The organism is Bacillus sp. ZY-1-1 (genome assembly GCF_003047165.1).
GTDB classification, from domain to species: domain Bacteria; phylum Bacillota; class Bacilli; order Bacillales; family Bacillaceae; genus Bacillus; species Bacillus velezensis.
The window spans coordinates 3,259,964-3,279,356 of sequence record NZ_CP027061.1 but is presented as its reverse complement, the minus strand read 5'-3'; the positions used below and the strand labels follow the sequence as shown (position 1 = coordinate 3,279,356).

Here is a 19,393-nt window from a genome sequence, read left to right as displayed (position 1 = left end):
TTTAAAAAATACGTATCATAGGCTGCTGCCTAAGGATAGACGGGACAGGGTGAAAAATAGTTTGCGCAGAGGGGATCATTTTTAAAAGGAAAAGGAAGGAAAGACGATGAGATGAAAAAAAGAGCCGGAACGGCTCTTTTTCGGATGTGTCTGATATTCAGCTGAACGGTTTAGTTCGGTTTGACTAAGATTTTCACTTGGTTTTTCTCTTTGATTAAAGCGCCGAAGCCTTCTTCAATCAGATCGTCGAGCACGATTTTTTTCGTGACGAGCTTATCTGCTGAGAAGTAGCCCTCTTTCATCAGTGCAAGAACGGAAGGGAAGATGTCACGGTATCCGATAATCCCTTTTACGGTCCGTTCTTTGATGACGATATCGTTCGGATGAATTTCCGCTCCTTTTTCCCAGATGCTGACGATAACCGTTTCACCGGCAATGTTTGTTGACTGGATCGCCTGGCGGAGAACGACAGGAACGCCTGTTACTTCATAAGAAACATCAACGCCGCCGTTTGTGCGTTTAGCGATTTCTTCAACGACATCGTCCGTTTTTGACGGATCAATGATGATAGCGCCGAGTTCTTTCGCTTTTTCCTGACGTTCCGGTGAAAGTTCAACCGCGTAAATATCTGTGGCGCCGGCCGCTTTCAGGGCTTCAATTACAAGCAGCCCGATCGGTCCGCAGCCAAAAACTGCCGCCTTGTCGCCCGCTTTTAATTTGCTTTGGCGGACGGCGTAAAGCGCTACCGCTGACGGCTCAACAAGCGCGCCCTGTTCGTAAGAAAGCTCTTCAGGAAGCTTAAACAGCAATTCTTCGTCAACGGATACATATTCAGAAAATCCGCCGCCGCCTCCGGCTAAGCCTAAGAATCCCATTTGTTCATCAAGGTTATAGGCTCCCTGATGTCCGTGTGTGGCAAAAATCGGTTCCACGACGACACGGTCGCCGACGCTGTAATTTTTGACGCCTTCGCCCACTTCCACGACTTCTCCTGAGAATTCGTGACCCATCGTGACGGGCGCCATTTCGTTTGTTAACGGATGAGGTTCGCCGACCGGAATAAAGATCGGGCCTCCCAAATATTCATGAAGGTCGCTTCCGCAAATCCCGCACCATTTGACTTTAATTTTGACTTTACCCGGTTCTGCTTTAGGTTCATCAATGTTTTCGATTCGAATGTCTTTTTGATTGTGCCATCTTGCCGCTTTCATTGATTATCACTCCTAGTCTGATTGAAACGAGTATAGGTACATGATCAATATGAACCACGGTTAAAAGGAATAAAGTGCTTCCTAAAGCCTGATTTCTCAAAATATATCATATTATGCAACTATCAATAGGCCTTATAAAAAGTCCATATTGAATGCAGAAATACTCTATGAATATTATAACGCTAATGAATTAAATTTTGTAGTATAATTTACCATGGAATTATATAGAACAGGTAATTGTGCCGTCGTTATGTGCATGTCTCATCACGTTGTAATGAACATGTAAAGTGATTGAAATATTATAATCGTCTTCTTGGTGTATAATTTTGCCTAGAATAAAGAATCAGGAGGACGAAAGCTTGAAGAAGTTATTCTTAGCCTTATTGATTTTAGCAGGAAGCACGCTGGGAGCGATCAGTTTCTCTTCTGATGCAAGTGCTAAAAAAGTGAACGGAAATATTACATGGTATAATGGAGTCGGTAAAAAAGGATCTTCCGGTAAAAAACTGGGACACTGGGATTGCGCGACAAAATTAGGATTTGACGTTCCGAGAAACGGAACGAAAATCAGAGCTTATGCGAAAGCAAAACCAAAAAAGGTTATCACAGTATACAAAAATGATGTAGGCCGTCTGCCGAATGCCGTATTGGATGTCAGCCCGAAAGCGTTCAAAGCGCTCGGATATCCGTTAAGCAAAGGAAGAGTATCCGGACACTACAGCTATTAAAATAGACCATCTTAAAAAGCAAGGACTCTGATTCTTGCTTTTTCTGATTGACGGAGAGATTGATAATGAAAAAGAAACGATGGATCTGGATGTTGCTTGCCGCCGTTTTGGCGGCGGCGGTCATCGCGTCCGTTTTACTGATCAAAGGAAAAAGCGACGGCGGCGGAAAAGCCGTTGTCTCCGGCGGCCATGACAAGCTGCTTGTTTCCATTACAGACAAAGATCTGATGACGAAATATTACGAGGACGACCGCGTGCTGTACGAGGAAAAGCTTTCGGCATATCCGGCGTTTGCACTGGATGACGCCCATCAGGTGCTCTATTTTGTCGGGAATAATGACCAAAATGAGATGCGTCTGTATAAGCTTGATCTGAAGACGAAAAAGAAGATGGTGCTTTATAAAGGAACGGCAAGCGCTGACAGTCTGTTTTTATCAAAGGATCTGACGCACATTTATTTCCGTCTCGGAAAAGCGGATGAAGATATTTTCCGTCTAGCATCTTTTGATTTGAAAACGAAACGTTATGAAAATCTGTATCCTGCCGCTGATGAGAAAGACGACAGTGTAAGCAGCTTCTTTTATAACCGCAGCCAAAACGATTTTGCACTTCTGCATTATTCCGTAAAAGAGGATTATCAAAAAACGGATGAGGCAAATGAGAAGGGGATTGACCCTGAACCGACGAATATCCGATTTGCAGCAGGAGCGGGCGAACACCTTCAGGACCTGACAAACCTTGAACAGTTTATCAGCGGCGTGGCGGTGTCACCGGACGGTAAGAACCTTGTCTTTACATCTTATACACAAAAAGGGACGGAACAAAAAGCGTCCATCCGTCTGATGAATGTCAAAACGAAAAAAGATGAAACGATTATCTCAAACGGGAAGGATTTCGCTCCGCTGATTGATGCCCAGCCTCAGTTTTCTAAAGACGGCAGCATCATTTATTTCATGGCGGAAGCAAAAGGCGCTAAGCGACTGAAGGATGAAACGGGGCGGAATGCGAAGGTCCGGACCATTTATGCTTATCATTTGGATACGAAAAAATGCGAAAAAGTCTGGGAAAATGACCACGGCATTATCAATAGTTTTTCCGTCATCCAACCATGAAAAAAACACTCAGCGCCCGCTGGGTGTTTTTTAATGAACAAAGCTGGCTGCGGCTGAGGCGAGCCATTTGAAAAAACGGAGAATCGGAACGGCAAAATGAAGCGTTTCGATGAATGACTGTGCGGCAAGGTTCATTTTCCGCCGTTTTGCCATTTCCTTCAGATCTTTCTGCTGCCGATCGTTTTTCATGTTCATTGCTCCTTTGCATCATAAAAGGACATGATAACGCAAAGGCCTCTCATGAGACATGGAGGCCTTCTCTATGTTGAGACTCGTAAAAGGGAGGTCTAACTTGATGCCGTTTGATTATTGTTTTGGAGATTTACCAACGAACGGACGCCGTCGATCATTTTACTGCCGCAAAGGGGGCAAGTCGGGGTATCACTGCCGGCAAAATTCTTTCTGCTCCAGCCGATACAGTCCTCTTTTGTGCATTCCCACGTACTGACATCTTCTTTAGGCAGCGGTTCCTGATTACGTTTGTTGTAGTAAGACATAAAGTCACTTCTTCCCTTATGAATTTTCGTGCACTCCTTCATTGTCTCATACTTTTCCCTAATCTCCTAATTCCTTTTTCTATCCAGATTTCCAATGAGGGTGCATCGTCTTCCTGTTATTACAGTATATGCAAAAAAGCGCCTTCTTATTTTTTCTTTTTGGATAAATAAAAAAAGCCCCTTCTGGAGAAAGGGGGGGATGTTTGTTTACTGCTTATCCGTGACGTCCATCGGTCTCATCATGTCGTAATCTTCGTGCTCTAAAATATGACAGTGCCATACGTAGCGTCCGCTGTAAGGAGCGAAAGTCGCCGCGATTCTGATGACTTCCCCCGAGTGCGCCTGCACGGTGTCTTTCCAGCCTTTTTCACTTGGAGGAGGCGGGACGGCGGGGCCTGTATACACAATGTCGCCGAATTTGTTATAACGCTCTAAGTCAAAGGGACGCCGGTCAAGGATTTGGAAGGAAACAAGGTGCAGGTGTATCGGATGGGTTCCCCCCATCGGATTGATAATCGACCAGATTTCCGTTGCGCCGAGCTTCGGCGCTTCTGTCACAGGATCATGCCATCGCTTGTTATTCAGCGTCAAAACGGGCCGGCCGTATTTGTCTTGCGTATTTGTGAGTTTAAGTGTCCTGATGTTGTGTATTCTTTTTGATGTTACATTAGGCATTGTTGAAAGATATTTAGGCTTCCGGCTTGTGTCTTCTCCCTTCAGCGGTTTTGTGACGCGGAATTGCATCACATTGGCGTCTGTATCCGGATCGACGTCGCCCCCGCAGCCGGTGCCGTTCGTTAAAATGATATGTTCTCCGTCAAAGGCGGAGAAATCGATGAGCACATCATACCGCTCGGCCGGGGCTAAGCTGATAGATTGTGTTTTGACAGAGCGGGGAAGCAGTCCGCCGTCAGAACCGATTTGGATAAACTTCCCGCCGTTATTGAGCGAGAGAGAAAATGTTCTCGTATTGGAGGCATTAAGAATGCGGAAGCGATATGTCCGCGGTTCAACTTCCATATACGGCCATGCTTTTCCGTTGACAAGAATGGTATTTCCGCAAAAAAACGGGACGATGGAAGGGTCGGGCAGCGTTTCGGAAGGATTAGCAGGTCCGCTTGGATAAGACAAGGAACCGTCGTCATTTAACGTGCGGTCCAAAATCATAAGCGGTACGTCGTACTCTCCGGAGGGAAGCTTCAGCTGCTTTTCTTTTCGCTCGCGGATGATATACATCCCGGCAAGCCCGGCGTACACATTGAGCCTCGTAATCGCCATGGCGTGATCGTGATACCATAACAGAGCCCCGCGCTGTTTGTTTGGATAATGGTATACCTCTTTCTCAAAATAAGGACCCGTTTCCTTAAAATCCTTTGTGAACCAGGCTTCCGGGTAGCCGTCGCTGTCCGGCGGCGTTGCTCCTCCGTGTAAATGGACGACGGTTTTGACATCGGGTTCCTGATGGCCGCTTTCTGAATGGTGAATGGTATGATCCACGGGCAGAAAGTGCTTATCCGGCAGGTCATTCATCCATTTAATATAGACGTTTTCATCTTTGTTCACGTCGATCGTCGGGCCGGGAAACAAACCGTTATACCCCCAAAGCCGGGTCGGCGGGAGATCGCGGTGCAGCTTGTGAAAGCATTCCTTCATGGTGACTTCATAATACGTGCTGCCGTCTGATTTCTTCTGCGGCTGGAGTGTTTCGATAATCGGCAGTTCATCTGCAAATTTTTCTAGTGCCATTTTTCATCCTGTCCTTATCATTTATTGAAATCCTGTACTACAGTTAATGCTGCCTGGAACAGGTTGGTTAAAAAAACACCCGCCCTTTTTTGAGAGGGGGGTGTTTGCGGTTATTGCGCAACACGGCTTTCGGAAGCGCTCTCTTTCGGTTTTTGTTTTTTGCGGAATACATATGAGGCAAGTACCAGCAGAGTAATAAATCCTGTCAGCAGAAATTCAGACCGCATTGAACTGATAAACAGCATAGATAACAAGATGGCGCAAATGGCGATGATCGTCAGGTAGGTTAAGTACGGATAGAACCACATTTTGATTTTAAGAGATTCAGGGTTTGTCCGTTCGATTTTCTTTCTCATTCTCAGATGTGAGACGGCGATGACGAGATAGACGAGCAGTGCGATCGCCCCTGATGAATTGACCAGGAACAAAAATACGGAGTCTGGAGAAAAGTAGTTCATAACAACGGCAATGTAGGAAAAAAAGGTGCCGGCGATAATGGCTTGAACCGGTACGCCTCTTTTACTCAGTTTCATAAAACGCCGCGGCGCTTCATTTCGCTCTGCCAGTGAATACAGCATCCGTGACGTCGTATAAAGCCCGGAGTTCAGGCAGGACAGAACGGCTGTCAGGACGATGAAATTCATGATTTGAGCGGCTGCGGGAACCCCGATATGGCTCAAAACGGCAACGAAGGGGCTTTCCAAAATATTGGCTGAATCCCATGGCAGCAGTGTGACCACAACCGCAATGGAGCCGACGTAAAAAATAATGATCCGCCAAACGACTGAGCGGGTCGCCTTTGTGACGGATTCGACCGGATTTGACGTTTCTCCCGCTGCGATTGCGACGATTTCAGATCCCATGAAAGAAAAAATGACAACGACGATGCCGAGCAGAACGGAACTTGGACCTTTAGGGAAAAATCCGCCGCTGCCCGCCAGATTTTCCAGCCCGACCGGCTTGCTGCCGGGAACGATTCCGAAAATGAACGCAAATCCCGCGATTAAGAAGACAACGATCGTCGCTACCTTCACTAAGGAAAGCCAGTATTCAAATTCGCCGAACGATTTAACTGAATAAATATTCGTCAGTGTTAACAGCACGGTCAGAAGCAGACTCGTCAGCCATAACGGAATGCCCGGGAACCAGTACTGTATGATTCCGGCGCCTGCAATGGCTTCAATGGCAATGACGATGACCCAGAAAAACCAATACAGCCATCCGATCGTAAAACCGGCCCAAGGACCGATGGCGTCATGCGCGTACTGTGAAAACGAACCGCTTGTCGGGTTGACGGAGGACATTTCCCCCAGCATTCTCATAATAAAAATCACTAATAATCCTGCTAAAGCGTAGGAGACAATCGCTCCGGGTCCGGTGGAATGAATGACTGATCCGCTTCCGACAAATAATCCGGCGCCGATCACGCCGGCAATTGAAATCATGGTCATATGCCGGGTTTTTAATCCCTTAGATAAAGAGTTAGGCTGATTCATTCTTTGCCTCCTTTTGGTTTGTTTATGCTGAATATTCCGACAAGTATTATTCTATCATAAATGCCACAGACAGTTGAAAATGATGTAAGAAAATATGACATTTTTTTCTCATCCGTACAGCAGTAGTACCGGGATGAAAGAGGAATATGCCATTGACCATTCACACGTTCATATGGAGCCTCTCCAGCTGAAATAAAGCTTCCTTTCTAAAGGGAGCTTTTTTCCTTTTTCGGACTGGAAACAATTCGCTGGAAACGTTTTTTTATACTGTTTATATTTTGTGGTAAAGTTAGGTTACGATAATTGAAATTTGAGAGATGACTAGGAGGAGAAGAATGGCTTATAAAGAAGAGCTGCATCCGCTGCTGGAGAAAGCCGTTGAGCATATTGAAAACATCATCATAGGAAAACGGGATATCGCCATACTCAGTCTGGCCGCCATTCTCGCAAAAGGGCATGTGCTGCTGGAAGACGTGCCGGGAGTCGGAAAAACGATGATGGTCCGGGCTTTGGCCAAGCTGATCGGAGCTGACTTTAAGAGGATTCAGTTCACGCCGGATCTTCTGCCGTCAGATGTGACGGGTGTCTCTATTTATAATACGAAAACAATGGAATTTGAATACCGCCCGGGACCGATCATGGGGAATATCGTGCTGGCTGATGAAATTAACAGAACCTCTCCGAAAACTCAGTCTTCCCTGCTTGAGGCGATGGAGGAAGGGAATGTCACGATTGACGGAAAGACAATGCGGCTGGCTGAGCCGTTTTTCGTCATGGCCACACAAAACCCGGTTGAATATGAAGGAACTTATCCGCTTCCCGAAGCCCAGCTTGACCGGTTTTTATTTAAGCTGCGCATGGGCTACCCGACTGCCGAGGAGGAGCTTCGGGTTCTGTCTTTGCAGGAAGGGCGCAATCCGCTTGAAACAATCGAGCCCGTCATTTCTAAAGAACAGTTCATCACCCTCCAGCAAAAACTGGAGCAGGTGCGGGTGGATGATGGAATTAAAGCGTATATCGTCGGCATTACTCAGCATACCCGCCGGCATCCGTCCGTACATCTGGGCGTCAGCCCGCGCGGTTCAATTTCATTAATGAAAGCCGCGCAGGCGTACGCGCTGCTTCATGACCGCGATTACGTCATTCCTGATGACGTCCAGTATTTGGCTCCGTATACGCTGCCGCACAGAATGATCTTGACCGCCGAGGCGAAATTTAACGATGTGACGCCGGAAGCGGTTATAGAAGACATCATGCAAACGGAAAAAGTTCCCGTTCAAAGGATGTCGGTCCGCTAATGAGAAAGAAGATGCATTGGCTTCTATATGGCTGGAAGCTGCTTATGTTGGCCGTACTGACGGCGGCTGTCTTTTCTTATGCCATGTTTCAGGGCGGATTTGTGAGCTGGTTTTTATTTTATGCGTTTTTGCCGTTTACCGTTTACGCCGGGCTGGTCGCTGTGTACCCGCTGCGGGCGTTTCAGGTGGCGCGTGACGTGTCCTCCGCCCAGTTAACCTCAGGCGACAGGCTGTCTGTCACCATCAGGCTGATGAGGCGCCTGCCGTTTCCGCTGACATATATGGTCATTGAAGATGTGATGCCGGAAACGCTTGGCGAGAGGCGCAGTGCGAAACAGCTTGTGTTTCCGTGGTTTCAAAGGAAGCTGACGTTACAATATGAGCTGCCGCAGGTGCCGCGCGGAGAGCATCATTTACATACGATCAGAGTGCGGACGGGAGATGTTCTGGGGCTTTTGGACAAGACGGCGTCGTTTTCCGTAACGGATACGGTTCTTGTTTTCCCGGCGTACGGGCCTGTTCACTATAAGCCGCAGGCTGCATCCGGAGAAGAGGGTGCGGGTGCCGGTGCTCCGTTTCAGGTACACCGCACAGCAATGGCTGCGAGCGTCAGAAATTATCAGCCGGGCGACCGGTTTTCCGCACTTGACTGGAAAACATCGGCGCGTCGAAATGAGCTGATGACGAAGGAATTTGACCCGCTGCAGAGTATGAATATGATTCTCCTTTTGGACTGCAGGCCGTCCCCTTCGTTTGAAGCCGCGGTGTCAGCTTCGGCATCCCTGCTTTACACGGCGCTTGTGAAGGGCTCTCCCGCAGGATTTATTTCATTGGGGAGCGACCGGACTGTATTTCCCGTCCGGGAGGGAGAGCGGCATTTCAGACAGATGCTGCGTTACCTGGCATCAGCTTCAGAATCGGAAGAAGCCGATGCAGGCGGGCGTTTAGGAAAAGAACTGGGTAAAGCTTCCGTTGCCCTCGTGACGGGCAGTCTTACAGAAGACCTTCTCAAACAGGCTGATCCCGGCCGTGCTGACATGACGGTGTTTTTGGCGAAAGAAACGAATGCCGCGCTTTCGGAGAAAGAACGGAAACTCGCTCTCATCTTCGCTCAGAAAAATATTAAGGTGCAAATGATCAGGGACAAACGGGTGTCCCATGTTGTTTAGAAAGAGAGGTGGCGCGCCATGCCGCATGACGAGAACCAGGGAAGCAGGCTGAGTCTGCTGCTGTTTTATTTTCTCGCTTTTTTATTGTTATGGGAATGGCTCAGGCCGCTGCACAATTTTACGGATACAAAACATACCGGTTTTTTCATCGTTTTTATCGGTTTGGCATTTCTGCTGTCATTCTTCCGGATGAGGTGGTACGTCACCGTGCCGTCCTGCATTCTGTTTACGTTGATCAGTATTCACATCCTGTTTTATAAAGGTTCTATTTTTCAGCCGGAATGGCTCGTTTCTTTTTTGCGGGACGTGATGCAAAATGCCCGCCACATCGGAACCGGAAGATGGAATGATATGAATCCGTCATTCCGCACGTTGCTGTTTTTTGTGCTTTTATGGCTGCTCGTGTATTTGCTGCATTACTGGGTGATCTATCAGCGGAAAATATTATTCTTTTTTATCATGACGGTGGCGTATATCACCGTGCTTGATACGTTTACTCCTTATGATGCCGCGTACGCCGTCATCCGGATCGTCTTTATCGGCTTTTTGATGATGGGGCTTTTGTATATGGAGCGCATCCGGCTTACGGAACACATAGCGTTTAAAAAAAGATTGATACTCAAATGGTTTCTGCCGCTGATGCTGTTTATCTGCGCTTCCGTCGTGTTCGGTCTGGCGGCTCCGAAATCAGACCCGAACTGGCCGGATCCCGTGCCGTTTCTAAAAAAAATCACAAACCACAAAGAAGTGCCCGCCGCCGAAAGCAAAATCGGCTACGGCAATCATGATGAAACATTGGGCGGTCCTTTTCAGGAGGATGATACGCCGGTTTTTACATGGAAGGGAAAAGAACGGGCGTACTTCCGGGTGGAAACGAAAGATACATACACGGGGAAAGGCTGGGTGGAGACCGATCAGGGCATGTCCTATAAACTGAACGGCGGCAATGTGGAAGATATATGGTTTGACCGGAGTGTGCAGACGAGACGGTATACGGCACAGGTGTCCATTGATGAGAATTATCTCTATAATCACGTCATGTATCCGATCGGCGTCTCCAATATTAAACCGAAGCACTCGATTCTGCTTGAAATGAACGGAAACACCGAGCAAATTACGCCGGTCAGTGAACAAGTGGGCAACATCCGCAATATGGGACGGTACACGGTGACTTTTCAGGCGCCCGTCTTTAAGCTGAATGATCTCAGAAAAGTGAAAGTGAAACGATACCGTGAGCAGAATCAATTCAATGACCGGTATTTACAGGTCCCCGACAGCCTTCCGAAAAGAGTGCGACAGCTTGCGGACAGACTGACGCGGAATCATCATAATATGTTCGATAAAGCGAAGGCGATCGAGGATTATCTCGGATCTTCCGCATTTTCGTATAATACACAGGATGTCGCGGTTCCGGAGCACAATCAGGATTATGTCGATCAATTTCTGTTTGAAACGAAAAGAGGATATTGTGATAACTTTTCATCGGCAATGGCCGTGCTGCTCCGCTCTGCGGGAATTCCCGCCCGTTGGGTGAAGGGCTATACATCCGGTGAATATAAAGGGGCAGGCGACCATAACGGCCACATTTATGAAGTCACAAACAACAACGCCCATTCGTGGGTAGAAGTGTATTTTCCCGATCAGGGCTGGGTGACGTTTGAGCCGACAAAAGGCTTCACCAATCCGACGGAGTTTACGTCAGAGCAAAATCATACCGCGGCAAAAGACAGCGGAGGCTCAGCGGGGAATTCGGATTCACCGTCTGACAAGCAGCGTCAGGAAACAAAGCCGGAAAAAGAAGAAACACCGAAAAAGCGGGATCACAGCGCGGCACCGCAGCCTGTGATCCGCAACAAAACCGCGGCACACCTGTGGCCGTATGCAGCCATCGTCATCGTAATTTCAGCCGCGGCGGCACTCGCCTGGCTGTTCCGGGTGCGCTGGATTCCGCACGTTACAGCAGCCAGATTGAAGCGGCGAACGGATGAAGACGTCTTTTTCGACGCATATGCCGCGCTGCTCCGCCAGCTGAAACGAAAAGGGTTCAGCAGGGGAGACGGAGAAACGCTCCGCGATTTTGCCGCAAGGGTTGATGAGGCGCACCATACAAACGACATGTCCGAGCTGACGCTGCGCTATGAGCGTGCTTTATACCGCAGCGATAATGCCGCAAAGCTTTGGAATGAATCGGGACAGTTGTGGGAAAATATAATTAAAAGAAGATAGTCTTGACCGCATATCGTCCTGTTGTTAGAATATATGAATGTTAAATGGGAGCCCGGGAGCGTTAAAAAGCCGGGCTTCCGGACAAGTCTTGCCGACAGAGGGCTGAACGTGTGTCCTCCGTTTTTTCTGTGTCAAAAACTTAGAGGAGATTAGGTGACAACCATGACGAAGTTAGTGAATGAAATGATTCTTGTTCTTGATTTCGGCAGTCAGTATAACCAGCTGATTACCCGCCGGATCCGTGAATTTGGCGTATATAGCGAGCTGCATCCCCATACGTTGACAGCTGAGGAAATCAAAGAAATGAATCCAAAAGGAATTATCCTTTCAGGCGGACCGAACAGTGTATATGATGAAGGATCTTTCCGCTGTGATGAAAAAATCTTTGAACTCGATATTCCTGTATTGGGCATCTGCTACGGCATGCAGCTGATGACTCATTACCTCGGAGGGAAAGTCGAGGCGGCAAGCCAGCGCGAATACGGAAAAGCGAACATTCAGATTCAAGGAACTCCTGACTTGTTCAAGGATCTTCCGGAAGAACAAGTTGTCTGGATGAGCCACGGCGACTTAGTCGTACAAGTGCCGGAAGGATTTACGGTAGACGCGACGAGCCATCACTGCCCGAACTCGGCGATGAGCAAAAAAGACAAAAAATGGTACGGTGTGCAGTTCCATCCGGAAGTCCGTCATTCAGAATACGGAAATGACCTTCTGAAAAACTTTGTCTTCGGGCCTTGTGAATGTAAAGGCGAATGGTCAATGGAAAACTTTATCGAAATCGAAATGCAAAAAATCCGCGAAACAGTCGGAGACAAGCAGGTTCTTTGCGCGCTAAGCGGCGGTGTTGATTCCTCTGTTGTGGCCGCTTTAATTCATAAAGCGATCGGCGACCAGCTGACTTGTATTTTCGTCGATCACGGCCTGCTTCGTAAAGGCGAAGCTGAAGGCGTCATGAAAACGTTCAGCGAAGGCTTTAATATGAATGTCATTAAAGTTGATGCGAAAGACAGATTCTTAAACAAGCTGAAAGGTGTTTCTGATCCTGAGCAAAAACGCAAAATCATCGGCAACGAATTCATTTACGTATTTGATGATGAAGCGGACAAGCTGAAAGGCATCGATTACCTTGCGCAAGGAACGCTTTACACGGATATTATCGAGAGCGGTACTGCAACGGCGCAAACGATCAAATCGCATCACAATGTCGGCGGACTTCCTGAAGATATGCAGTTTGAACTGATCGAGCCGCTGAACACCCTTTTCAAAGACGAAGTGCGCGCGCTTGGCACAGAGCTCGGCCTTCCGGATGATATCGTATGGCGTCAGCCGTTCCCGGGCCCTGGACTTGGCATCCGCGTACTCGGTGAAGTAACGGAAGAAAAACTTGAGATCGTTCGTGAATCAGACGCGATTCTGCGTGAAGAAGTGGCGAACCACGGCCTTGAGCGCGACATCTGGCAGTACTTCACGGTTCTTCCTGACATCCGCAGCGTCGGCGTCATGGGAGATGCGAGAACGTATGATTACACAATCGGTATCCGTGCCGTAACATCAATTGACGGCATGACATCTGACTGGGCGCGTATCCCTTGGGATGTGCTTGAAGTGATTTCAACACGGATCGTCAACGAAGTGAAACACATCAACCGCGTCGTGTATGACATTACGAGCAAGCCGCCTGCAACGATTGAGTGGGAATAAATGAAGATAAAAAACGTCTCTTTTAAAAAAGAGGCGTTTTTTTTCATCTTTTTGAAACCGTTTTGCCCCGATTCATATCTAACAGCATAGGAGGTGGATAAGGTGAAGGAAGAACGATTGATCAAAAAGGCGAAAAAAGGTGATGCCGCAGCCTTTGAAAAACTGATCACAACCCATCAGGAGACTTTATATAAAACAGCTTATCTTTATTTGCATCACAAGGAAGATACACTGGACGCTGTTCAGGAAACGGCTTACAAGGCTTTTCTTCATATCGCACAGCTGAAGGAGCCGAAATATTTTAAAACGTGGCTGATCCGGATTCTGCTTCATACGATTTTTGCGATGAGGAAAAAGCACGGAGACGTCATTCCGTTTGAGCCGCAGCACGACACACGCGCGGAGAATAAGAACATTGAAGAATACATAGATCTTCGGAATGCTCTGGAAACGCTTGATGAACATATACAGCTGACCATTCAGCTTTATTATTTTCAAGATTTCTCGATTGGTATGATCGCTGAACAGACCGGTATGGCGGAAGGCACTGTGAAAACGCATTTGCACAGGGCGAGAAAAGCATTGAAGCAGGAGCTGGAAAAGGAGGATAAACACATATGGAAAAGCATCAAATGAAGCAATTGTATCAGGACATTGACGTGCCGAAAGCTGAGTTGAAAAACGTGATACACAGCGCTGCTGTCCGTGCCGGAAATGAAGGCGCCGTCAGACGGAGATGGGGACGAAAAGTGATAAACGGCCTCGCGGTTGCTGCTGCTCTGTTTATTCTGTATCTGTCCTCAGGCTTGTTCATGCCCTCCGTTAACACGGCTATGGGAAACATTCCTGTTGCCGGACAAATTTACAGTCTGTTTCAGGATAAGGCAGGTTCTGCGCTGTTTAAAAGCAATTTGGTGACAAAACTGAACGAAAAAGCGGAATCACGCGGAATCACGGTGACAGTGAAAAGTGTGTATTACGACAGCGGACAGCTCGTTTATAACTTTATCGTTAATAATTTGAAATCAGATGAGGAGAGCATCTCTTTTCAAGTCGATTATAAAGATCCACGGAATATGTTAGCAGAGGATTATGACAGCAGTGATATGAAAAAAATGAAAGACGGGCGGTACGCGGGGCAGCTTCGCCTGTTCACGGACGGCTCAAAGCTGAAAGACGGTGATAAGCTTCCGCTTGTCATTACACAAATCAAGGATATCCCCGGAAACTGGCGCTTTACACTCCCTATTAAAAAACAAAAGTCCGTTTCTCTTGAAGGAACGAAAGCTGTGAATGTAAATCACGGATTATACCGCTTTTTCGATATCCGGGCGGAAAACGGAACGATGGGATCGGCCCTCCTGTATTCTATCGACTTCTATGATGCAGCCAAAAATGATGCCATCTCGATTGACGAAGCAACGGATGATGCTGGAAACCATTATGAAATGACGATGTCGAATATTGAACTTGGCGGCAGGAAGAATCTTCCCGGCGGCGGGAAAAGAATACGCGGCCAAACTCAATTCAGCAAACCGATAGACCCGAAAGCGAAAACACTTTTCATAACGGGCGATATAAAAACAGAATCAGAGCCGGGAGAAATCGTGCCTCTGAAAACAAAACTGCCCGTCAGTTATAAAACGAAACATCATCATGTCGGCATTACCATCAAAAAGATCAAACAGCAAGACAGACGGGTGATCGTCGATTATCAATTCACAGGAATTAATTACAGCAAAGCGGATAAAGATCAGCTGATGAATGTCGGTGAATCAATCGGTCTCGGCAATACGAAAAAAATGAAAACTTGGCCATCGCTTAATGAGTATGAAAAAGGCTATTATCTGAAAGGGAATAAGGCGAAAGTCACGAATCTTAAAAAGGGTGAAATGGAATCCGTTTTTGAATTAGATGATTCATCCGATAAAGACTATTCATTGCGCGATTTCTCATTCGATTCATATGCTTTGTACGTCAATCAAACGGTTATGAACTTGCTGGCGGATGACAAGGGGATCACATTCACGGTGCCGGTTCGGCCTGCGGACGGAAAATGATGCCGGGAAGGCGGCCCTTGCCGTCTTCCATTTTTGGTCAATTAACGAATAAACCAATTTTTTTTAACGGGATTGTTCGTTTTTTTATTGAGTTTTCAAAATTGAATTGATACAATAGACTCAGAAATCAAATATGCAGATATCGTATAATGGCGGGGATATGGCCCGCAAGTTTCTACCAAGCTACCGTAAATGGCTTGACTACGGATCAATCTCAATCGTTTGATATAAATAATCCATTCTTATTTATTCAGACTGAACGTATGTAGTCAAGCGTCCCAAATGTATTTGGGGCGTTTTTTATTTGGCGGATAACGGGCAGAATAAATGGGAGAGAATGAAGGAGGCAATTGGCTTGAAGCAATTTTTTCAGTTTGATGAGCTGGGGACAAGCTATCGTAATGAAATCATCGGCGGTTTAACGACCTTTTTGTCAATGGCGTACATTCTGTTCGTCAATCCGCTGACATTGTCTTTAAACGGTGTGAAAGGATTTCCCGAAGCATTAAAAATTGATCAGGGCGCGGTGTTCACCGCTACAGCCTTGGCATCTGCGGCCGGCTGTATTTTAATGGGGCTTATTGCAAAGTATCCGATCGCGATTGCGCCGGGTATGGGATTAAATGCGTTTTTTGCCTTCTCTGTCGTACTCGGCATGGGGATTTCATGGCAGGCTGCGCTTTCCGGCGTCTTGATTTCCGGAATTATCTTCGTGGCGCTTTCACTGACGGGATTGCGGGAAAAAATCATTAATGCGATTCCGCCTGAGCTGAAATTGGCGGTCGGCGCGGGTATCGGTTTGTTTATCACATTTGTCGGTTTGCAGGGTTCGGGCATTATTGAAGCGAACTCATCGACTTTGGTGTCTATCGGCAATATTCACAGCGGCCCTGTGCTGCTGACGGTTTTCGGTGTTATTGTGACGGTCATTCTGATGGTGCTTCGCGTAAACGGCGGCGTGTTTATCGGAATGCTTTTGACGGCGGTTGCCGGTATGATCTGCGGGCTGATTCCGGTTCCGACACACATTGTCGGCAGCGTGCCGAGTCTTGCGCCGACTTTCGGACAGGCGTGGATGCACCTTCCGGATATCTTCTCCGTACAAATGCTGATTGTCATTTTAACTTTCCTGTTCGTCGGATTTTTCGATACGGCCGGTACGCTGGTAGCTGTAGCGACACAGGCCGGGCTGATGAAGGAAAACAAACTTCCGCGTGCGGGAAGAGCGCTTTTGGCGGATTCAACATCAATCGTTATCGGAGCCGTGCTCGGTACGTCTACAACGACTTCTTATGTTGAATCCAGCTCAGGCGTTGCGGCGGGGGCGCGCTCCGGCTTCGCGGCTGTTGTGACGGGCATTCTCTTTTTGCTGGCGATGTTTTTCTCGCCGCTTCTGTCAGTTGTCACCACGAATGTGACGGCTCCGGCTTTAATTATCGTCGGCGCGCTGATGGTGGCGCCGCTCGGTAAGATCGCCTGGGATAAATTCGAGGTGGCTGTTCCGGCATTTTTAACGATGATTATGATGCCGCTGACGTACAGTATTGCGACGGGGATTGCGATCGGTTTTATTTTCTACCCGATTACAATGATCTGCAAAGGAAAAGGAAAAAGCGTTCACCCGATTATGTACGGGCTGTTCGTCATCTTTATCCTGTATTTCATCTTCTTGAAATAACGGAAAAACCGGCTGAGGAAAGCCGGTTTTTTGTTTTTGTCCTATTCCGTAAAACCAATACATAATATAAAACGTCATGTGGGTGTCTGGGTGAAGAAAACCGCTTGACTGTTTAAGGCCGCTTCGGTACCTTATATAAGTGTTTTATTTTCTTGCTAAACAAATTCCGCCGTATTTTTTTGATAGGAGTTGCTGACATGACGGAAGAAAGAAAAGAAACGTTGGAAGAAGAAAAACAGCATCAGGGAACTGATGAAGAACCGCTGTCGAGAATGTCCAGAAATGCGGGACGTTATCAAAAGCAAAAGAAAAAAGAAAAGGAACGGCGCCCGGCTCCGGCTTTTACGGAAAAACTCGCTTCTGCATGGGCCGCGGTCAAACGTTATTGCCGTTTCGCGCTGCGCATTTTGACATCACCGGTGAAGGTCGTTGGGGAAGACGGCTTTTCCCGCTTTAAATATGCTCTTATTTCAATGCTTGTATTCAGTATCTTTTTCTCAATCGGAAATTGGTTTCAGCTGAGGGCAAGCCAGCAAAGGCCTCTCGGATACGGGGAGCGGCATCATACGTTTTTTGACGGCTTTACCGTCGTTCTTGTGTATACGCTCGTCTTTTTTGCCGCTGCGGCCGGCGCGGTCTGGCTTGTATCACGTTATATGATGAAGCAGAAAATTACGATGCGGGATGCGGCCGCGGGGGTCGGATCGCTTTTGGTTCCGGCTGTCGCCTGCTCTATCGTATGGATGATTTTCGCGATATTGAATCTGCCGGTCATCACCGTGGTGTTTACGGCGCTGACCTTGTTTCTGGCCGCCTCGGCGATGGTGCAGTTTGTGCAGATTCTATACAAATCGGCTGAAAAGCCTGCGGCTGACGTGATGTACTGTATTTCCGCGGCGGTCATCATCATGCTCGTTTTTACGGCTGTGACATGGCCGCTCATTTCCGAGTACTTTACTGCTTCGCTGATTCCTTTATAAGTCGAAATTTGTCTTTCACAATGTTTACAAATTTTTCTAATGAAGCGTGTTGTTTTGAGGACCCGGCCGAGATATGATGAGAGCAACAGCAATTCGAAAGCGGCACTACTCTTTATGATTCGGAAAGGGATGATGAAGATGGCCCCGTTGTTGCGAGAAGCCATTAATCGGAAAAAACAGCACCTGAGGACAAAACTGATCCGCTCAGGGTTTTATCAAGACCATGTTCAGGAACTGTCCGGATACACGCTGAGTGAACTTGAGAAGGAATATGAAGCCGTCAAACGATTGAAAAAAGCCGATGCTTCACTGATAAGAGCTTGAAAGTCTGCCTTGCGGGGCGGGCTTTTTTTTCTTTTGAAAATGATGAAAAGAGGGTAAACTATTTTTAATTGAAAGATTGGCTTTTCAAAGTCAGAGGAGGGGAATCAGTGATGCAGACAATTTTATCCAACAGTATAGGTATGGTTCTCATTATTCTCATCATTAACATTATATATGTCTCTTTCTTTACGATCAGGATGATTCTGACATTAAAGGGACAGCGCTATTTCGCCGCAGGCATCAGTACAATTGAAATCCTTGTGTATGTGACCGGCCTGAGTCTTGTGCTCGACAATCTGAATCAAATTCAAAACGTCATTGCCTATGCGCTCGGCTACGGCCTCGGCGTCATAGTGGGAATGAAGATTGAAGAAAAACTGGCGCTCGGCTACATAACAGTCAACGTCATTACGAAAGAGCTTGATCTGGACCTGCCGAAACAGCTCCGGGAAAAAGGATACGGTGTTACAAGCTGGGTTGCGGGCGGACTTGAAGGAGACCGGACCGCCATGCAGATTCTGACGCCGCGCAAATATGAGCTTCAGCTGTATGATACGATTAAAACGCTTGATGAAAAAGCGTTTATCATCGCCTTTGAGCCGAAAACGATCCACGGCGGATTCTGGGTGAAAGCAGTGAAGAAGAGGAGAATTAAGGAATGACAAAGCCAAAAAAGAAACGGTTTGAAGTAACGGAACATGAAACGATTGACACCATTCTCACTTTAATGAAGGAAGAGGGTTATATGCCCGTCCGGCGGATGGAAGAGCCGATCTTTACAGAAAAGAAAGAAAATGGATCAATTCAAGTCGTTCCTTGCGGGAAAAAAATCGTATTTGAAGGGAAATTGATCTAAACACGAACATTAAAAGAAAGAATTTTTATATCGTTCGATAATGTCGTTGACATTATCCAAGTCCGTTGTTAAGATAAACATGAAATCAAAACACGACCTCATATAATCTTGGGAATATGGCCCATAAGTTTCTACCCGGCTGCCGTAAACGGCCGGACTATGCAGGAAAGTGATAAACAGCTGACATGGATATCGCAGAAGCGAACGACTGACGATACGCGCGCCATGCCCGGTTTGTATTGCTTCCTCATAGTTGCAATATAAGCCGGGCTTTTTTTTCTGAAAAACAAAGCATGAGAAGGTGGGAG

Annotated in this window: 18 protein-coding genes and 2 riboswitches; of the genes, 13 read left to right on the top strand and 5 right to left on the bottom strand. The window is 47.1% G+C overall.

The genetic code is table 11. From position 1 onward, the window contains the following. Positions 1-170 precede the first annotated feature (170 nt). The gene (locus C5I45_RS16315) at positions 171-1,211 is read right to left on the bottom strand and encodes a 2,3-butanediol dehydrogenase (protein WP_003155800.1); all 1,041 of its coding nucleotides are present in this window, start codon (positions 1,209-1,211) and stop codon (positions 171-173) included. A 359-nt stretch (positions 1,212-1,570) separates the two neighbouring features. Between C5I45_RS16315 and C5I45_RS16310 the strand changes: the two genes are divergently transcribed. Both C5I45_RS16310 and C5I45_RS16305 read left to right on the top strand, forming a co-directional pair. Continuing rightward, positions 1,571-1,939 (top strand): septal ring lytic transglycosylase RlpA family protein, encoded by a 369-nt coding sequence (locus C5I45_RS16310; RefSeq protein ID WP_003155798.1) that lies wholly within the window; start codon positions 1,571-1,573, stop codon positions 1,937-1,939. A gap of 65 nt (positions 1,940-2,004) precedes the next feature. Further along, complete coding sequence (locus C5I45_RS16305) at positions 2,005-3,051, top strand: TolB family protein (protein WP_057080043.1); 1,047 nt, start codon at positions 2,005-2,007, stop codon at positions 3,049-3,051. A gap of 30 nt (positions 3,052-3,081) precedes the next feature. Here the strand turns inward: C5I45_RS16305 and C5I45_RS19805 are convergent, their stop codons facing one another. From C5I45_RS19805 to gabP, 4 genes are all read right to left on the bottom strand, one after another. Next, positions 3,082-3,240: a hypothetical protein gene (locus C5I45_RS19805; RefSeq protein ID WP_003155794.1), complete on the bottom strand. Its 159-nt coding sequence runs from the start codon at positions 3,238-3,240 to the stop codon at positions 3,082-3,084. A gap of 98 nt (positions 3,241-3,338) precedes the next feature. Then, positions 3,339-3,548, bottom strand: a complete 210-nt coding sequence (locus tag C5I45_RS16300) for a cold-shock protein (RefSeq protein ID WP_007408879.1) — start codon at positions 3,546-3,548, stop codon at positions 3,339-3,341. Positions 3,549-3,755: 207 nt separating this feature from the next. Beyond that, positions 3,756-5,294: an outer spore coat copper-dependent laccase CotA gene (gene cotA, locus C5I45_RS16295; RefSeq protein ID WP_003155789.1), complete on the bottom strand. Its 1,539-nt coding sequence runs from the start codon at positions 5,292-5,294 to the stop codon at positions 3,756-3,758. A gap of 110 nt (positions 5,295-5,404) precedes the next feature. After that, entirely contained in the window at positions 5,405-6,790 is a 1,386-nt protein-coding gene (gabP, locus tag C5I45_RS16290) for a GABA permease (RefSeq protein WP_012116987.1), read from the bottom strand. A gap of 335 nt (positions 6,791-7,125) precedes the next feature. On the opposite strand from gabP, the gene C5I45_RS16285 reads away from it, so the two are divergent. The 11 genes from C5I45_RS16285 (at position 7,126) to C5I45_RS16235 (ending at position 19,085) form a co-directional block, all read left to right on the top strand. Continuing rightward, positions 7,126-8,088: an AAA family ATPase gene (locus C5I45_RS16285; RefSeq protein ID WP_025853956.1), complete on the top strand. Its 963-nt coding sequence runs from the start codon at positions 7,126-7,128 to the stop codon at positions 8,086-8,088. After that, positions 8,088-9,257 carry a DUF58 domain-containing protein gene (locus C5I45_RS16280; protein ID WP_107994512.1) on the top strand — a complete coding sequence of 390 codons (1,170 nt, stop codon included), beginning with the start codon at positions 8,088-8,090 and terminating at the stop codon, positions 9,255-9,257. Before C5I45_RS16285 ends, C5I45_RS16280 begins: the two co-directional genes overlap by 1 nt. A gap of 18 nt (positions 9,258-9,275) precedes the next feature. Further along, complete coding sequence (locus C5I45_RS16275; protein WP_015388596.1) at positions 9,276-11,483, top strand: DUF4129 domain-containing transglutaminase family protein; 2,208 nt, start codon at positions 9,276-9,278, stop codon at positions 11,481-11,483. Positions 11,484-11,645: 162 nt separating this feature from the next. Next, positions 11,646-13,187 (top strand): glutamine-hydrolyzing GMP synthase, encoded by a 1,542-nt coding sequence (gene guaA / locus C5I45_RS16270; RefSeq protein WP_003155784.1) that lies wholly within the window; start codon positions 11,646-11,648, stop codon positions 13,185-13,187. A 102-nt stretch (positions 13,188-13,289) separates the two neighbouring features. Next, positions 13,290-13,823 (top strand): sigma-70 family RNA polymerase sigma factor, encoded by a 534-nt coding sequence (locus C5I45_RS16265; protein ID WP_003155783.1) that lies wholly within the window; start codon positions 13,290-13,292, stop codon positions 13,821-13,823. Next, the gene (locus C5I45_RS16260; RefSeq protein WP_107994511.1) at positions 13,805-15,247 is read left to right on the top strand and encodes a DUF4179 domain-containing protein; all 1,443 of its coding nucleotides are present in this window, start codon (positions 13,805-13,807) and stop codon (positions 15,245-15,247) included. Before C5I45_RS16265 ends, C5I45_RS16260 begins: the two co-directional genes overlap by 19 nt. Positions 15,248-15,369: 122 nt before the next feature. Next, positions 15,370-15,471: riboswitch (purine riboswitch) on the top strand. Positions 15,472-15,602: 131 nt separating this feature from the next. Continuing rightward, on the top strand, positions 15,603-16,925 hold the full coding sequence (locus C5I45_RS16255; RefSeq protein WP_003155780.1) for an NCS2 family permease: 1,323 nt from the start codon (positions 15,603-15,605) through the stop codon (positions 16,923-16,925). Between the two features lie 197 nt (positions 16,926-17,122). Continuing rightward, on the top strand, positions 17,123-17,905 hold the full coding sequence (locus tag C5I45_RS16250) for a hypothetical protein (RefSeq protein ID WP_014304542.1): 783 nt from the start codon (positions 17,123-17,125) through the stop codon (positions 17,903-17,905). A gap of 138 nt (positions 17,906-18,043) precedes the next feature. Continuing rightward, the gene (locus tag C5I45_RS16245) at positions 18,044-18,229 is read left to right on the top strand and encodes a Fur-regulated basic protein FbpA (protein WP_107994510.1); all 186 of its coding nucleotides are present in this window, start codon (positions 18,044-18,046) and stop codon (positions 18,227-18,229) included. A gap of 107 nt (positions 18,230-18,336) precedes the next feature. Then, positions 18,337-18,891, top strand: coding sequence for a DUF2179 domain-containing protein (locus tag C5I45_RS16240; RefSeq protein ID WP_003155773.1), 555 nt, complete (start codon positions 18,337-18,339; stop codon positions 18,889-18,891). Further along, positions 18,888-19,085, top strand: a complete 198-nt coding sequence (locus tag C5I45_RS16235; RefSeq protein WP_003155772.1) for an NETI motif-containing protein — start codon at positions 18,888-18,890, stop codon at positions 19,083-19,085. The genes C5I45_RS16240 and C5I45_RS16235 overlap by 4 nt, the downstream gene beginning before the upstream one ends. Before the next feature lie 78 nt (positions 19,086-19,163). Then, positions 19,164-19,265, top strand: a riboswitch (purine riboswitch). Positions 19,266-19,393 lie beyond the last annotated feature (128 nt).

Bases quoted from the DNA above. Each gene is read 5' to 3' on its own strand.
- C5I45_RS16315 (WP_003155800.1), bottom strand. From the start codon at position 1,211: ATGAAAGCGGCAAGATGGCACAATCAAAAAGACATTCGAATCGAAAAC.
- C5I45_RS16305 (WP_057080043.1), top strand. From the start codon at position 2,005: ATGAAAAAGAAACGATGGATCTGGATGTTGCTTGCCGCCGTTTTGGCG.
- C5I45_RS19805 (WP_003155794.1), bottom strand. From the start codon at position 3,240: ATGAAAAACGATCGGCAGCAGAAAGATCTGAAGGAAATGGCAAAACGG.
- C5I45_RS16300 (WP_007408879.1), bottom strand. From the start codon at position 3,548: ATGTCTTACTACAACAAACGTAATCAGGAACCGCTGCCTAAAGAAGAT.
- cotA (WP_003155789.1), bottom strand. From the start codon at position 5,294: ATGGCACTAGAAAAATTTGCAGATGAACTGCCGATTATCGAAACACTC.
- gabP (WP_012116987.1), bottom strand. From the start codon at position 6,790: ATGAATCAGCCTAACTCTTTATCTAAGGGATTAAAAACCCGGCATATG.
- C5I45_RS16285 (WP_025853956.1), top strand. From the start codon at position 7,126: ATGGCTTATAAAGAAGAGCTGCATCCGCTGCTGGAGAAAGCCGTTGAG.
- C5I45_RS16280 (WP_107994512.1), top strand. From the start codon at position 8,088: ATGAGAAAGAAGATGCATTGGCTTCTATATGGCTGGAAGCTGCTTATG.
- C5I45_RS16275 (WP_015388596.1), top strand. From the start codon at position 9,276: ATGCCGCATGACGAGAACCAGGGAAGCAGGCTGAGTCTGCTGCTGTTT.
- guaA (WP_003155784.1), top strand. From the start codon at position 11,646: ATGACGAAGTTAGTGAATGAAATGATTCTTGTTCTTGATTTCGGCAGT.
- C5I45_RS16260 (WP_107994511.1), top strand. From the start codon at position 13,805: ATGGAAAAGCATCAAATGAAGCAATTGTATCAGGACATTGACGTGCCG.
- C5I45_RS16250 (WP_014304542.1), top strand. From the start codon at position 17,123: ATGACGGAAGAAAGAAAAGAAACGTTGGAAGAAGAAAAACAGCATCAG.
- C5I45_RS16245 (WP_107994510.1), top strand. From the start codon at position 18,044: ATGGCCCCGTTGTTGCGAGAAGCCATTAATCGGAAAAAACAGCACCTG.
- C5I45_RS16235 (WP_003155772.1), top strand. From the start codon at position 18,888: ATGACAAAGCCAAAAAAGAAACGGTTTGAAGTAACGGAACATGAAACG.